The sequence below is a fragment of the Pseudostreptobacillus hongkongensis genome (genome assembly GCF_001559795.1).
Lineage (GTDB): Bacteria > Fusobacteriota > Fusobacteriia > Fusobacteriales > Leptotrichiaceae > Pseudostreptobacillus > Pseudostreptobacillus hongkongensis.
Map to the genome: position 1 here is coordinate 1 of NZ_LOHY01000096.1, position 14,345 is coordinate 14,345.

16 protein-coding genes are annotated in these 14,345 nt (G+C 33.4%); 8 read left to right on the forward strand and 8 right to left on the reverse strand.

What is annotated here, in order from left to right:
* Window positions 1-347: 347 nt before the first annotated feature.
* Together AYC59_RS05045 and AYC59_RS05050 are read right to left on the reverse strand one after the other, a co-directional pair.
* On the reverse strand, window positions 348-1,115 hold the full coding sequence (locus AYC59_RS05045) for a phage antirepressor (protein WP_066895841.1): 768 nt from the start codon (window positions 1,113-1,115) through the stop codon (window positions 348-350).
* A 40-nt stretch (window positions 1,116-1,155) separates the two neighbouring features.
* Window positions 1,156-1,695, reverse strand: coding sequence for a hypothetical protein (locus tag AYC59_RS05050; RefSeq protein ID WP_066895842.1), 540 nt, complete (start codon window positions 1,693-1,695; stop codon window positions 1,156-1,158).
* Between the two features lie 471 nt (window positions 1,696-2,166).
* On the opposite strand from AYC59_RS05050, the gene AYC59_RS05055 reads away from it, so the two are divergent.
* The 8 genes from AYC59_RS05055 to AYC59_RS05085 all read left to right on the forward strand — a co-directional run bounded on the left by AYC59_RS05055 (window position 2,167) and on the right by AYC59_RS05085 (window position 8,517).
* Entirely contained in the window at window positions 2,167-3,165 is a 999-nt protein-coding gene (locus tag AYC59_RS05055; RefSeq protein ID WP_066895844.1) for a hypothetical protein, read from the forward strand.
* A gap of 18 nt (window positions 3,166-3,183) precedes the next feature.
* Window positions 3,184-5,958, forward strand: a complete 2,775-nt coding sequence (locus AYC59_RS05060) for an ATP-dependent DNA helicase (protein ID WP_066895846.1) — start codon at window positions 3,184-3,186, stop codon at window positions 5,956-5,958.
* Window positions 5,959-6,002: 44 nt separating this feature from the next.
* The gene (locus tag AYC59_RS05065; RefSeq protein ID WP_066895848.1) at window positions 6,003-6,206 is read left to right on the forward strand and encodes a helix-turn-helix domain-containing protein; all 204 of its coding nucleotides are present in this window, start codon (window positions 6,003-6,005) and stop codon (window positions 6,204-6,206) included.
* Between the two features lie 110 nt (window positions 6,207-6,316).
* Complete coding sequence (locus AYC59_RS08280; protein ID WP_066895850.1) at window positions 6,317-6,514, forward strand: NUDIX domain-containing protein; 198 nt, start codon at window positions 6,317-6,319, stop codon at window positions 6,512-6,514.
* Complete coding sequence (locus tag AYC59_RS08285) at window positions 6,466-6,594, forward strand: DNA cytosine methyltransferase (protein ID WP_156445487.1); 129 nt, start codon at window positions 6,466-6,468, stop codon at window positions 6,592-6,594. Before AYC59_RS08280 ends, AYC59_RS08285 begins: the two co-directional genes overlap by 49 nt.
* Before the next feature lie 82 nt (window positions 6,595-6,676).
* Window positions 6,677-7,066 carry a DNA cytosine methyltransferase gene (locus tag AYC59_RS05075; RefSeq protein WP_066895852.1) on the forward strand — a complete coding sequence of 130 codons (390 nt, stop codon included), beginning with the start codon at window positions 6,677-6,679 and terminating at the stop codon, window positions 7,064-7,066.
* 20 nt (window positions 7,067-7,086) lie between these two features.
* Window positions 7,087-8,058: a hypothetical protein gene (locus tag AYC59_RS05080; RefSeq protein WP_066895854.1), complete on the forward strand. Its 972-nt coding sequence runs from the start codon at window positions 7,087-7,089 to the stop codon at window positions 8,056-8,058.
* Between the two features lie 3 nt (window positions 8,059-8,061).
* A complete protein-coding gene (locus AYC59_RS05085; RefSeq protein ID WP_066895856.1) occupies window positions 8,062-8,517 on the forward strand; it encodes a hypothetical protein in 456 nt (151 codons plus the stop codon).
* A 55-nt stretch (window positions 8,518-8,572) separates the two neighbouring features.
* Here AYC59_RS05085 and AYC59_RS05090 read toward each other — a convergent pair whose 3' ends face one another.
* From AYC59_RS05090 to AYC59_RS05120, 6 genes are all read right to left on the reverse strand, one after another.
* A complete protein-coding gene (locus AYC59_RS05090) occupies window positions 8,573-9,832 on the reverse strand; it encodes a DNA cytosine methyltransferase (protein WP_066895858.1) in 1,260 nt (419 codons plus the stop codon).
* A complete protein-coding gene (locus AYC59_RS05095) occupies window positions 9,833-10,027 on the reverse strand; it encodes a sucrose-6-phosphate hydrolase (protein ID WP_066895861.1) in 195 nt (64 codons plus the stop codon).
* Window positions 10,028-10,104: 77 nt separating this feature from the next.
* The gene (locus AYC59_RS05100) at window positions 10,105-10,569 is read right to left on the reverse strand and encodes a hypothetical protein (protein ID WP_066895869.1); all 465 of its coding nucleotides are present in this window, start codon (window positions 10,567-10,569) and stop codon (window positions 10,105-10,107) included.
* A 15-nt stretch (window positions 10,570-10,584) separates the two neighbouring features.
* Window positions 10,585-10,962 (reverse strand): recombinase family protein, encoded by a 378-nt coding sequence (locus AYC59_RS05105; protein ID WP_066895872.1) that lies wholly within the window; start codon window positions 10,960-10,962, stop codon window positions 10,585-10,587.
* An 827-nt stretch (window positions 10,963-11,789) separates the two neighbouring features.
* The gene (gene rlmD / locus AYC59_RS05115; RefSeq protein WP_066895875.1) at window positions 11,790-13,199 is read right to left on the reverse strand and encodes a 23S rRNA (uracil(1939)-C(5))-methyltransferase RlmD; all 1,410 of its coding nucleotides are present in this window, start codon (window positions 13,197-13,199) and stop codon (window positions 11,790-11,792) included.
* Complete coding sequence (locus AYC59_RS05120) at window positions 13,200-14,336, reverse strand: pyridoxal phosphate-dependent aminotransferase (RefSeq protein ID WP_066895878.1); 1,137 nt, start codon at window positions 14,334-14,336, stop codon at window positions 13,200-13,202.
* Window positions 14,337-14,345: the final 9 nt, after the last annotated feature.

The following is a 14,345-nucleotide window of genomic DNA, read 5'->3' on the forward strand; positions in this document are numbered from 1 at the left end:
TAAAACTCTCATCTTTTCTACATTATATCATATTTTTATTTTTTTAACTTTTTTAAATTGAATTGTTTTTTTATACAAATCATCTATTTATTATACTTTACTTATGTAACCTAGGGGTTGCGTTTGTTACTTTAAAGTGCAATTTGACAATAAAAACACCAATGTTTATAGGTGTTAGAGTATGGTTTGATTACTGTTTTTTGTCGAAAGGTGGGATACATACACCAAAGGAAGATAGGCAGACTTCTTATCATCTGCTATCTCCTCACAGTGGATATTAGTAAGAGCCTCATATGTTGTAAGGTCTGAATAAGCTTCATGATTAAACTTATCAATACCAGTATCTCTTAATCCTCCTGTTCGATAAATGGATAGATGCCTTCGTTCTTCAAAATGTCATAAAGGAAAAGTCTTCCCTTCTGAGTCCAGTAAGTATGCATCACACTTCTTCTTTCATCAATTGCGTAGGTACGAGACTGTGTGTATCCAAACTCGGAATAATGCTGATATAAAAGCCATGTCTTTCTAAACTTGTACTGAACCCCAAGTTTATGAAGTAACTCATTAAACTTTCGACCACTCATGCCATAGTCTTTTGCAATCTGTGTGATAGGAACTGTGTTTGTGTTCTGAAGAATGAGATCATAGTAACTTACCTTTGGCTGAAGTTCTGCAATATGCTGTCTCTGAACAAGTGCTAATGTTTCAAGCTGCTGTCTTCTCTCATGCTCTTCCTTAAGCTGAGTAAGTGCTGAAATTGCAAGATCAGGATTGCTAAGAATCTCATCAATCGCATACATACCATGGTTACGAATAGCCGAAAGAACTTCTGATATAACCCAATGCTTGAACTTCTTTGCATTAGGCATCTTGCTTGAAAGAATAAGACTGTAAAGACCTGACTCATTAATAAGGATTGTTTCCTTATCCTGGTTACCATCGAAAATCATAACCTTGTGTATGTCATCTTCATCAACGTGGCGGTTAATATCACGACTACCATTTTGGTATCCGAGGATATATGCCACATCCTTACCAACAAACATAATCTCACCGTTAACAGTTGCTGTTCTTACAGAGCCAAAGTCTGTGCTATTAAAAATTTGTAATTCCATGCGAATTACCTCCTTATAATTTCTTGAAGGTGTCACCCTCCTAACGTGTAGCCTTGGGAGAAGAGTTAAAAGGACGTTTTTGAAAAAACTTTTTTAATTTTTTAATTGAACGTCTGTAACGATGGCTGACATTATTTGAATCGTCACCGATTAACTCTGCATACTCACCGACAATCATGTCATCAAGAGCAATAGCAATCACCATGTCCGCAATTTCTGGTTTAAGAAAATTTCTCAAGATTTTGCAGTATTCTTCATATTCGATTTGGTTATGTACACCGTTGATAGAACTGTAGAAAGCAGACTTGTCAGCTGCTCTGAACATGATTGCCTCTTCGGTATTAACCTCAACTGTTCCATCTTTGCTTTTCATATAAGCATTGCCAGTATGACGGTCATGCTTGTGCCAGCTGTTGTAATCTGGTCTGTTAAATCTCTTTTCGATTACATCCTGGATTCTCTTTTCGTAGTCTTCTTGACTCTCTTCTTCTGTGATTGAGATGTTTAACCATTTTTCAATCTCCTTTGTTTCAACCTCTAAGGTTTGGTATGCATCCTCGTAACGCATCTTAATTTTCATAATGTCTGCCTTTCTGCCTGATTCTTGCAGAAGGGCAATAGGAACAAATAAAGGCCAGCGCTTGTAGAAGTACCGACCCAAAAAGCCTGAAAAATGGCATAAGGAAATAAGGGTACCTCTATCACACCTTCCACAGGTTCTCCTGTAGTTGATGTCGATATCTGTATCCCAATGCCCTTATAGCTAATCAGGCCTTGTGATATTTAATATTTGAGTGTCTGCCACTCAATTTGATACACAACAATTTATGTATCAAAATCAATAGCAGTGTTTTATTAGAGTGAACTAAAAATATGTATAAACGAGCAATTCTCTTCGAACGCATAATTTGTTCACGGGAAAGTGTAGAATTTTGCAAAAATTTCTGATATAATAGTCCGTAGACAAATTCTCGCAAACCATTGAACCTATGCAAGTACCTTGTTGCCTGTTTTTTACACTTACGAGTATACATATTCGATTAGGTGAGCAATGGTGAGTTTTGGTGAGTTACTTGAAACAACTATTAAAGAGGTGAATTTAATGAATTTTGAGGAGTTTGCAAAAAAACTAAAACCTCTTATCGGAGGATCATATAATAGCGGAACATTCACCAAATCTTTATTTGAATCGATTGTTCCAATTGAGTCAGTTGACCTGCTTGGACATTTTAAGATTGAAACTTATAGGTCTTACTACAAAGGGTCAGGTATTGGAAAGATTGCTAAGACAATTGTTCCATACTTAGATGCAGAGCAATTTGTAGAGTACCTTGATTCATTTGAATCAGAAGACACGGCTCAGAATTTAAGTGATGCCTTTGAGAAAGAAATTACAAATATTACTCCACACAATGCCTCAGAGAAGATCTCCTATCTTTTTAAAGACATAATCAAAGATGCTGCATCAGCCAAAAGAAAAAGCACTCCGAAGAGTGCTGATAAAAATTCACACGATATTCTTGAAGAAAAGATACTGACATCTGGACAGGCAGTAGTCGATGCGTGGGGTAACGCAGTAAGCAACCTACTAAATGAATTAGATGGTAACAGTACTACCGGAACAATAAGTATTCCAATTCCAGAAGAACTAGCAGATGAATCTCCCTATTCTTCTGAAGACAATTTACTACTTGAAGAGTTCACAGCAGATTATGACGAAATCATGGTTTCTCTCATTGGAGAAAACTATGCTGCATCATTAATCGACATGACTCTGCCATGTAAAATAAAAGACTTGTATGAAACCAGATGGGTGTCAAAAGCAGATACATTTGCTGATCCATCTTTAAAATCATATGTTTTTGGTTTACTTGGCGAATTAAACAATATAAGCAATAGCTTCTTATCACGTGGCTCTGCAACTCCTTTTTTAGAAAGTTCAAGAACCAAAATACGCAATTTGTATATAAAGCTTCATCCAGACCAATTCGCATGGTCATTTCCGTATGATGCTTTTATCGATGATTGGGATGACGGAGAATATCAATAACCGAAGGGAGGAATGCTAATGCCAACAATCAATGAATCTATCAAGAAGATAGATAGTGTTATCTGTAGGCATTTAGATGAAATAGAAAATAATTCTCGTGGTGCTATTTCTCAAGACATTTTAGAGCAGTTAACAAAGTTCGTAAATCACATCATGCTCAAGTTTTATGCTAGCGGCAGAGAAATACCTATCAATACTGAAAACATAGCAAATGCCATCGAGTTTGCACAGATAAACAGCGAACTGTACACCTTATATAAATTCCATAATTACCTGGAAGTAGTCACTACACAATACACTTTGGATGAAGACGGTTCTGAACGATTAATGCTGAAGTACTATCAATACCTATTAGAAGCCAAAAATCTTATCTGGAACTACTTTGGTATCGAGGTATTACATAACATAGACAAATTTCCTCTTCATTTAGATGATACTTTACAGGAATACTATAAAAAAATTTCTGAAAAAATAGAACAACATCCCGTGCCATTACATAGTGACAGTAAAGATAAATACTATATTCAGAAAATCAAACCACTTTTTGTAAACAGAAAAATATACTATGAAATCACATTTATGCCTATAGATGATAGGAAGAACAAATCCAAATCTAACAGCGTAATTGCTTTTACCAAACTTCCAATCAAAAGAAATTATGCATCTAAATTTCATCTAATACATGAAACTATCGATATACTAGGAAAAACAATGCCGATCATCATTATTGATGGTTGGGAGGTATCCATTCGTGACTGTGAATTTCAAAATTTTATCAAATTGATAAAAGGAGAGAAAAAAAGAGTACCGTATCCAGAACAACGAATAATCTGTGAGTTTCTTACCAAGAAAAAATACACCCTTACTTCGATAATGGACTTTCCAGATAAGGCATATGATGAACTTACTCTAGAATGGAAAAATAACCTTAAATCCACTATTTTTATTCCAATTCTAGACCAATGTAGAAATCTTATACGAAATGGGCGTAAAGGACAAAATGTGCTACGTTATCTTCTTTATAACATGAACAACGTCATAATCAAGAGCCAATATTCAAATGGATACTATAGCAAATACTATGAAGAGTGGGTACACGCCGGAAACAGTTATCTTTCCGGTTTGTATTTATCTAATGGTTGCAGACAGTTTGATTCTTTACCATTTAACAAATCTCCTGTTGGCCACAATCCAAAATTATCAGATGTATTTGATTGTATTCCATGCAAGGATAAACGTCCGGAATTATTCGCAAGGTTTATAAGGAATAACACTGAAGGTAAAGGTCAGCTCTTTACAGATATTGAGGAATTGAGTAATTTCCCAGATTATCCAAAGCTCATTGAAAAATATAACAATAGCCTTTACTCAGGCCACAGACCTGCAAGTGATTTAATGCTTGAACACAATCAGGTATTTATAAACGATTACAAGCTTGATACTTGCACTATAATCGAGAAATTACAGGAGTTGGCTAAATCTGGTATCGAAAATTACAGTAATGATGTGGACATTTGGCTACTATTTGATGATTACGAAATTGATTGTGATGAAAAGAAAGCCATCATCACTCGCATTTTTTCGGAATCAAAAGTTGGTGTGATATATGGTTCTGCAGGTGTAGGTAAATCTACGCTTATAAATCATGTTTCTCACTACTTAAATGATGATGCCAAATTATATCTAACCCAAACAAATCCAGCAAAAGAGAACCTGATGCGAAAGATTGATGCAGAAAATACAACTTTCTCAACAATTGAAAGTTTTAAACGCCGAGTGGCTTCTTTTGCGAAGTATAAGTTATTGGTTATTGATGAGTGTAGTACAGTCAGCAATAAAGATATGGTTGAGATTCTTCAAAATGCAAATTTTGAAATGCTTTTATTAGTTGGAGACACTTATCAGATTGACGCCATTCAATTTGGAAATTGGTTCTCAGTATTAAAAGCATTTTTACCAGAAAGTGCTGTATTTGAACTTACCCAGCCCCATCGAACCAAAGATGAACGATTATTTGAACTTTGGGATAAGGTCAGACAGATGGATGATACTGCAAAAGAAGTTATCGAAAGAGAAAGCTACTCCTTAAAAGTAGATGAATCATTGCTCTCTTCTCTTGACCCAGAAGAGGCTATTCTCTGCCTGAACTATGATGGTTTATATGGAATCAACAACATCAATAGATTCTTACAGGAAAGCAATCCCAACCCCGCTATACAATGGGCCATTCAACAATATAAAGTTGGAGACCCGATTCTCTTCCTTGATTCGGATAGGTTCTTCCCTGTCATACACAATAATATGAAGGGAATCATAAAGGGAATTGAAATCTTAGACCCAGACACTAATGAAGAACGCATTCAATTTGATATTGAAATACCTAAGGTAGTAAATGAAAGTGATCTTTGGCGTATTAACCTCGAACTACTTGAATGTTGGAAAAGCGAAGGAAAATCGTTAGTTAGATTTTATGTACACAAATTAAAGAGCGCTGACGAAGATGGAGATGAAAGTACCTCATTCACTATTGTACCATTTCAATTCGCTTATGCTGTATCCATTCATAAAGCGCAAGGATTGGAATATGACTCTGTAAAAATCGTCATTACCGATGAGGTTGAAGAACTTGTAACACACAATATCTTCTACACTGCTATCACAAGAGCCAGGGAAAAACTAAAAATTTACTGGACTCCAGAAGTTGAAGAAAAAGTTATAAACCGAATTAAGCCACGAGATATAAGTAAGGATGTAGAATTATTAAAGAACTATCTCATAGATAGACAGAAATAAAAAGATCCCTTTGATTTTTTTCTATAACACAAGGAGGTTGAGACATGAGAATTAGTTATAACAAATTATGGAAGATGTTAATCGACAAAGAAATGAACAAAAACGATTTAAAAGATGCTGCCGGAATAAGTGCAGCATCTATTGCCAAGCTTGGTAAAGGTGCAAATATCACCACCGATGTCCTTATCAAAATCTGTGAAGCAATGGATTGTAAATTAGAGGACATCATGGAAACAATAAAGGATTAGGATTTGATAATACCAATGAATCGCAATACATCCGTGGAACTCACCAATATGTGCATGGTCTACGATAGAAACGGTAATGTCCTAGTTGAGGAAGAAGTCGGTAAGGACTCTTGTGGTTAATTTTTCCTGGTGGTCATGTTGAGAACAGAGAATCTGTTGTTGATTCAATGGTCAGAGAAATAAAGGAAGAAACCTGGTTGACTATATCCAATCTTGAATTTTGTGGCATTAAAGACTGGGTTGAAGAAGATGGCTCACGATATATGGTGTTCCTCAACAAAGGCAAAGATTGCTGTTTGTTGGCATAAGCAAATCATTGAATATTGATTCTGAATTTGTATTTCCTCAAGGAACATTTTCTCCTGAAAAATTACTGAACCGTAGATGATGCGTTTTCTGATTTACCAAGCATTAAGACTGGAGAAAAAAGTGACACATATAAGTCTCCACCTCAAAACGATTATCAAAAAATGTTACGTGGTTTAGAAGATTATCCAGTAGAGCAGCCCGCTCAACTATATAACCATGTGTCACCAAATCACCCTCAATCGACTGTTGATATGATTGGAAACACACCACAAGGGACACATATGTATCCCACATTTAAGCAAAGAATTCGCCTGTCCTTAAATTACCCTAGTCCGACTCAATTGGCGGGAGGTATCAGACCCTCTTTTCAATTTGGTAACCCTACTGATGCAAGAGGACTAACAACCAGAGAAAGAGCTCGTATTCAAAGTTTTCCTGATTCTTATATATTCAAGGGAGGCATTGTTCAAGAAAGAGTTCAAATAGGTAATGCAGTCCCACCGTTAATGATTTTTAACATAGCAAAGGAATTAATTAAATATTTCAAATAAAACACAAAGGAGCGATGACTATGAATAATTATGGAACTTTTGACATTTATTATGACAGTTTAACTGAGGCTGATTGGTTTTCTCAGCTTCACCCAGCTTTTGATATTGATGCAAACAGATATCATATCATTGAAAGACGAGGTAACAATACCGCTTTAATAGACAAAATCACCGAGTATGATAAGCCTGATATTATTGTGATTAAAGACAACAAACCTCTATTGGTAATTGAAATCACACAAGAGGTTCCTACTGGCCACAATGTTGGTCAGAGATTTGCCAGACTCGTTAGAGCAATTGAATTAGGTATTCCAACAATCTACTACTTCCCATTTGATGCTAAAAAGCATGGTGCTAATGCAAACATTTGTAACCTTAATATAAGACTCTTAGATGCCGCAAAAAAGATGCTTGCTATTCACGATACCCCGATCATGTGCGTTAATTGGCCTACGGATAGAAATGGTGAAATTATCGTAGATGGAACAGAAAATGATGTTATCAAAGAAATAATAAAATCATATGTAGAAAGTGGTTTTAATAAGAATTGTGATGGCATTAAGAATCAGTTGGCATATATGGATTACGAGTATAGAAGACGTTTAGAAATCCGTCCTTCATATGGTACTCTTCCTCCATCTGTAGAAAAAGTTTTAACAACAACATTCTTGAGGAACAATGGTATTACTAATGTTCCTGATAGTTTTAAGAATAGAAAATACACCTATGTTTATAAGATGGATATGACTCCAGACAAATGTAAACGTCAGGATCCATATACTGGAACCACATTCATTTATGACTATATGGTATGCAGAACTGGTAGTGCTGTGGAAGATAAAAACAATAATCTTGTGTTATCTTTCCCTAAGCTTACTATTGATATCTGGAATTCCAAAAATCCTAATGACCCTACAACTAAGAGTTGCAATTGGTATCTTACAGCGAACATGTTCTTACTCAAAGACGGATATATTATGGTTAGGGGGTAAACAATGCTAACAGAAGAAGAAGTATATAATGGCGCCAAGCGATGGCTTAGAAAAAATGGTTTTGATGTTATTGCCGGTCAACCAGCTCGCGGAGTTGACCATTTACCAGTCATAGAGATAAAAAATCCAACCGGTGACAAAGGAAGCAAATATGCTTATAAACCTGATTTGGTCGCATACAAAGATAATATTTTTTACATTATTGAATGCAAGCCCGGATACGATTCAGATGATAATTCCAAAATAAATGATGTGTTAGTATCTGAAACCCGACTCAAATCATTTTATACAGAAATAGAGCAGTATAAACTCTTTGACCGAATAGGATATCATCCCACCTTTGATACATTTAAGAACTCTATAGAAGGTGTTCTAGCATATAGTGGTAACCCTGGTCCTCTCTGTAATTTACATAAACTAATAGTAGAGACTTGGCAAGGAAAAGCTTCTTGGTCATAAAAACAAAATGGAGTATGCAATCTAAATAATTGCATACTCCTTATTATTACTTATCTTATTTATACTTTCTGTCTAAATCTTCGGCAATCAGTTTTGAAACAGGATACATCATTAGAGGAGGAACAGCGTTTCCAGTCTGCACTCTCTCTTGTACTGTGCCACCCTTAAATACATATGAATCAGGGAAACTCTGTATTCTTGCTCTCTCCCTAATAGATAATCCTCTTGGCTGAACAGGATGTCCAAGCTGGAACTGTGGTCTTATTCCACCAGCTAACTGAGTAGGACTTGGATTTTCCATTGAAAGACGAATTCTCTGCTTAAACCTTTCATACATTGGCTCACCTGGTTTAGTTTCTGCAATTTTCTTTATTGTATCCTCTGTATGGTTAGGAGCAGTATGATTATTTAGTTTCTCAGGTTTAGCAATATCAAATGCTGGGTCTTCTCCTCGCAGAATCTTCTGATATTCCGTTATTGCTTCTCCGCCATATGAATCTTTTGATTCGTTATTTTCCAGACCTGGTAAATCTGAAATTGCATCATATACTGTTCTGTATGGTTTCTTATCATATCCAAAGATTGTAGGATTTGATGCATCCGCATAATCTCCTTCTGGGAATTCATACTTATCTACAAAACCTAATCCTCTTCTAACACCAACGAATACTAGACGATGACGTATCTGAGGAACGCCAAAGTTAGCAGCATTGATAAGTTTTACATTTACTGTATAGCCTAACTCATCCATAGCCTGTTTAATATCTTCCTCAAACTTACCACCTGCAGTACTTCTCATTCCAGAAACATTTTCAAGGATAATATAATCTGGCTCAAATACTTTTACAAATTTCATGTATTCAAGGAATAAAAAGTTTCTTTCATCAAAGTCATTGTGTTTTCTATTTGCTAAAGAAAAGCCCTGACAAGGAACACCACCTGTTAATAAATGTATTTTTTCAATTCCTTTTTCCTTTAACATCTTCTGAATATCAAGTGAATCGATTTTTCTAATATCTCCTAAGCAACCCAAGGCATTAGGATGATTATATGCCCATGTTTCCATAGCTGGCTTAAAATTATCAATTCCAACAACTGACTGAAAACCTGCCATACCACAACCTACTGCAAATCCACCAGCTCCACAGAATAAGTCAATCATAGTATATTTATCTGTTGGTGGTACTACATTATCGTAATTAATAAACTTCACATCTTCTACAAGATATGAACTCTTTTCAACAGGGATTGTATTATCCCATATATTCTTCTTTTCTTCCTCTGAAATTGATGCACCATTTTCGATTTCTGACATTTACTTTTCCTCCTGATTATTATCAACGCTATCTTCTACCTTAAGAATAAGCTGCTGATTTAGTTTGTCATAATAAATCATAAATCTACTTTTTCCTTTTTCGAGATTTAGATTTTCCAAAATACTTTTGGGCATTCGAACTCTCATATCTTGTTGCAAAACATAAGTAGCAAGATAAATCAAGTCATTATTCATATCCAGCCTCCTTTAGTCTAAGTTTAGTCTTATTATAAACTATTTTCAATCTAATTTCAAGATGTAACCATAAATATCTATGATTTACATATCATATCACTTGATGTATTTTCAAAAGAATGCGTAATACTCTTATCTTGTATTTTCATATTTTTCTCAAGATATTCCAACAATTCTGTATCCTCAATATAGTAGTAGCTTCGCGGAATTAAAAATTTCGATAAATCTCTCTTCAAATCATCTAAAGGGATAGCATTAGTAAAAACAAATTCATTTATTTCCATGCCATATTTATGTTGTTTCAAATACTCTTCTATTCTGCCAACACAAGCCATATCTTCCTTATATTTTTCTTTCCATTCAAGTAATGAAGTCTTATTACTGAGATACATTATTCCACATATTGCCTGCATAGGTCTGCTAACATATACATATGCCTTTACTGGTTCATCTGGAAATGACCTTCTGTGTTCATAAATCTTTCTACCTGAAATAACTCTTTGAAATACATCGTAACGAAAACTTAATAACATTGTTCTCATATCTATACCTCCTATCTATTTGATTCCTTTCGAACTATACTTTTTACTCTTTCTTCGAGACTTTCCAGCTTCTCCAATTTCAACATTACTACGAAGTTCCATTTCTAGTTGAACTGCTTCAAATTGCTCTTTTGAAATTATCCCTTCGTGATGGTTCTTATTCAAATAACGATTCTCCGTTCCTCCTGAATCCGAAATTGCCACATCACCAGTATATTTTTCTCGTATTAACATGGATTCAATTGCTCTTTTACTCCATCGCTCTTTGCCTTTAGATGTTTTTATTTTCTTTTCTTCCAGTTTATCTATGATTCCACCAATACTATATCCTTCAAGATACCAATCGTAAATTCTTCTAACAACTCTTGCTTCTTCTTCATCAATGATAAACATTCCATTCTTATCTTTTTTATAGCCGTAACAGACACTCTATTATACAGTCCTGATGTTCCATCCTCGGCTCTGTATTTTAAGCCCAAGCATATATTTTCGCTTCTCCAGTCATTTTTTTCTTGGTCACACGCTTCAATTATACTAATCAATAATTCATCTTTAACGGTCTCTGTAATCTTATCTTTCTCAAAGATAATTCTTTTCCCTGCTGCTCGTATTCTTCTAATAGCTTCTAAACCTTCTTTAGCATCACGTCCAAACAGCTAAGACTTTTAGTAAGAATAATATCTAAATTTCCATGCTCGCACTCATTTATCATTCTATTAAATTCTGATCTTTTTGATCCTGTCTTAGCAGATAAGATACAACATCAATAAAAACATCCGCTACAAACCATGTTCTATGTGCAGCCGCTAGTCTCGTCAATCCCGATATTTGTGCCGATAAACTATCCATTTGGCCTTTATGGCCTGTACTTACACAAGCATATATCCCACAGCATAATCTTTTATAACTCTCTGCTTCTGTATTACAGTTACATTTTCAGCAATATCTTTTATTCCGTTCATAGAGATTCTCCACCAATATTTTATTATACTTGTTTCTTAGTTATATTTTAATGTTAATTAGGATATTTACAATTATTAAATATTTAGCTGGGTGCAAGTGGGTGCATTTTTTCTTGTTATCCATTCCCTAGTGTCAACTCTAGGCTATGGATATGTTCCCACTCAACCTTATTTTCTCTCAAATAACATGGCTTACTCCAAACTACCGATACCTTTTAACGATAGTCTAAGAATAAACCTTTGTTTTCTACACTCTATTTACTTACTAGGTGCAACTTTTGACATCAATACCACACACTCCACATGAGGTGTATAACCAAACATATCTACACAGACTAATCTTTTTAATATATAACCATTATCCTCAAATATTTTTAAATCTGTTGCTAAAGTTTTAGGATTACATGATACATATATAATATTATCTACTTCATATTCTATTAATTTTAATATAGTTTTTTCACCAACTCCTGCTCTTGGTGGATCCAGTATTAATATATCAGGTTTTATACCTCTATCATCAAATTCTTTTAACTTTACAAATACATCTCCTGCAATAAATTCTGCATTAGTTATATTATTTTCTTTTGCATTTTGATTTGCTTTTATAACAGCTTCTTCTACTATTTCTATCCCATATACTTGTTTTGAATATTTAGAAATAATTTGTCCTATAGTTCCAGTACCACTAAATAAATCAAATACTACTGGTTTTTCTTTATTATTATTTGTAATCAATTCTAAATTTTTGATAACTTCACCATAAAGCTTCTCTACTCCATATGAATTTGTTTGAAAGAATGAATACGGACTTATTTTAAAATTTAATCCAAATAAATTTTCGTTTATATCTCTACTTCCTTTTAATATTCTTTCAACATCAGATTTAACTGAATCTGATTTATCATCATTTATAGTATGAATTATAGATTTTAGATCTCTTTCAAGAATTAATTTTTCAAGTCCACTTTTCCATTCATCAACTATACCATAGTCTTTTATTTGTGATGTCGTAATTAAATTTACTGAAAGTTCTTTAGTTTTTTCACCTTTTCTAATAACTAAATTTCTTAAAAATCCTATATGATCTAATCTATGATAAAAATCTATATTATTTCTTCTAAAAAAATCATTTGTATATGTCATTATAGTTCTAAAATCATTATCCATAAGCATACAATCATTAACATAAACTATATCATGAAAAGAATTTTTTTTATGTAAACCAAGTACTACAGGCCCGTCTTTATATTCATTTCCAAAACTAAATTCCATCTTATTTCTATATTCTATAGTTTTTTCCATTTTAACAGTTGGTAACTTTAAATAATCTTTGGTCTTTATAGTATTATCTATCATTTTAAATACTAAATTTGCCTTTAGATCTGATTGTTGATCATAACTCATATATTGAAATGAACAACCTCCACATATATTGAATTTATTACAAAAAGGAGTAGCTGTATCTTCACCATTTTCTAATATTTCTATATCTCTTAGTTCTATTTTATTATTCTTAATTTTACCAACTCTAGCTGATATTTTTTGCCCTATACCTACATTTTTATTAACATAACATTTACGTTCATCATCCATATAATATCCATAAGGTTTAGCAGGATAATCAATACCAACTATTTTTAATTCTATCATATCATTTTTTTTCATTTAATTTTTACCTACATATTTTTTTAATCTACTTAAAGCTTCATCCATTTCTTCAAAATCATGAGTAACTGCAAGTCTAAAGAATCCTTCTACACTAAAACATATACCTGGAACTATACCTAGATGAACTTTATCTAAAACATCCATAGAAAAATCAAAAGAATTCTTATCAGAAAACATTCTATAATCAACAAATAAATAAAAAGCTCCTTCAGGATTTACTACTTTAAACCCTATTTCTTCTAAACCTTTTTTCATATAAAGTAATCTTTCTTTATTAATTGCTACTACATCTTCTCTAGTTGGAACATGTTCCATAGCATAAATTGCCCCAAGTTGTCCTACAGTATTAACTCCTGTCATAGTATATTGACCAACTTTATTCATATTATTAATAACCTCTTCTGATGCAAGTGTATAAGCAACTCTATAACCTGTCATACTATGAGATTTTGAAAATCCATTTACTATAACTATCTTATCAATTAAATCTGTATATCTTGCAAATGAATTATATTTCTCAAATGCAAGAACAGAATAAATTTCATCACTTAATAAATATATATCATTCTTTCTTAATAAATCTGCAACTTTATCCATTTCTTCAAGTGACATAACACCACCTGTAGGATTATTAGGATATGTAAGGATTATTACCTTTGTTTTTGGTGTTATATACTTTTCTAATATTTCAGCTGTAAGAACAAAATCTTGATCAACTAAATCAATATATACAGGTTTTGCATGCATTAAAAGTATATTAGGTTCATATCCAGGATATGTAGGTGTTGGCATAACAACCTCATCCCCTGGTTCTAAAACTGTTCTTAAAAAAGATGATATACCTTCTGTTGAACCTGCATTTGCAAGAGCATTTTTCCAATTATAGTTTGATCCATAAAGTTTGTTATAGTAATCAGCAACAGCTTTTCTATATTCTGGTGCTCCTCCAGTTGCTGTATATCCTAATTTTTTATTTAAAGTTATATCTGACATATATTTTTTAACATCTTCTGGTATATCATTTCCTGGTTCCCCTATAGTCATATTTATACCATCTTCATATTCACGCATTTTTATTGCTATTTGTCTAATAAGTGATATTTGTAAATTTTTTACTTCTTGATTAATATGCATATATATCTA

What these genes read in the sequence shown, in the direction of transcription:
- AYC59_RS05045 (WP_066895841.1), bottom strand. Translation starts at nt 1,115, where the DNA reads ATGGAATTACAAATTTTTAATAGCACAGACTTTGGCTCTGTAAGAACA.
- AYC59_RS05050 (WP_066895842.1), bottom strand. Translation starts at nt 1,695, where the DNA reads ATGAAAATTAAGATGCGTTACGAGGATGCATACCAAACCTTAGAGGTT.
- AYC59_RS05055 (WP_066895844.1), top strand. Translation starts at nt 2,167, where the DNA reads ATGGTGAGTTTTGGTGAGTTACTTGAAACAACTATTAAAGAGGTGAAT.
- AYC59_RS05060 (WP_066895846.1), top strand. Translation starts at nt 3,184, where the DNA reads ATGCCAACAATCAATGAATCTATCAAGAAGATAGATAGTGTTATCTGT.
- AYC59_RS05065 (WP_066895848.1), top strand. Translation starts at nt 6,003, where the DNA reads ATGAGAATTAGTTATAACAAATTATGGAAGATGTTAATCGACAAAGAA.
- AYC59_RS05075 (WP_066895852.1), top strand. Translation starts at nt 6,677, where the DNA reads ATGTTACGTGGTTTAGAAGATTATCCAGTAGAGCAGCCCGCTCAACTA.
- AYC59_RS05080 (WP_066895854.1), top strand. Translation starts at nt 7,087, where the DNA reads ATGAATAATTATGGAACTTTTGACATTTATTATGACAGTTTAACTGAG.
- AYC59_RS05085 (WP_066895856.1), top strand. Translation starts at nt 8,062, where the DNA reads ATGCTAACAGAAGAAGAAGTATATAATGGCGCCAAGCGATGGCTTAGA.
- AYC59_RS05090 (WP_066895858.1), bottom strand. Translation starts at nt 9,832, where the DNA reads ATGTCAGAAATCGAAAATGGTGCATCAATTTCAGAGGAAGAAAAGAAG.
- AYC59_RS05095 (WP_066895861.1), bottom strand. Translation starts at nt 10,027, where the DNA reads ATGAATAATGACTTGATTTATCTTGCTACTTATGTTTTGCAACAAGAT.
- AYC59_RS05100 (WP_066895869.1), bottom strand. Translation starts at nt 10,569, where the DNA reads ATGAGAACAATGTTATTAAGTTTTCGTTACGATGTATTTCAAAGAGTT.
- AYC59_RS05105 (WP_066895872.1), bottom strand. Translation starts at nt 10,962, where the DNA reads ATGTTTATCATTGATGAAGAAGAAGCAAGAGTTGTTAGAAGAATTTAC.
- rlmD (WP_066895875.1), bottom strand. Translation starts at nt 13,199, where the DNA reads ATGAAAAAAAATGATATGATAGAATTAAAAATAGTTGGTATTGATTAT.
- AYC59_RS05120 (WP_066895878.1), bottom strand. Translation starts at nt 14,336, where the DNA reads ATGCATATTAATCAAGAAGTAAAAAATTTACAAATATCACTTATTAGA.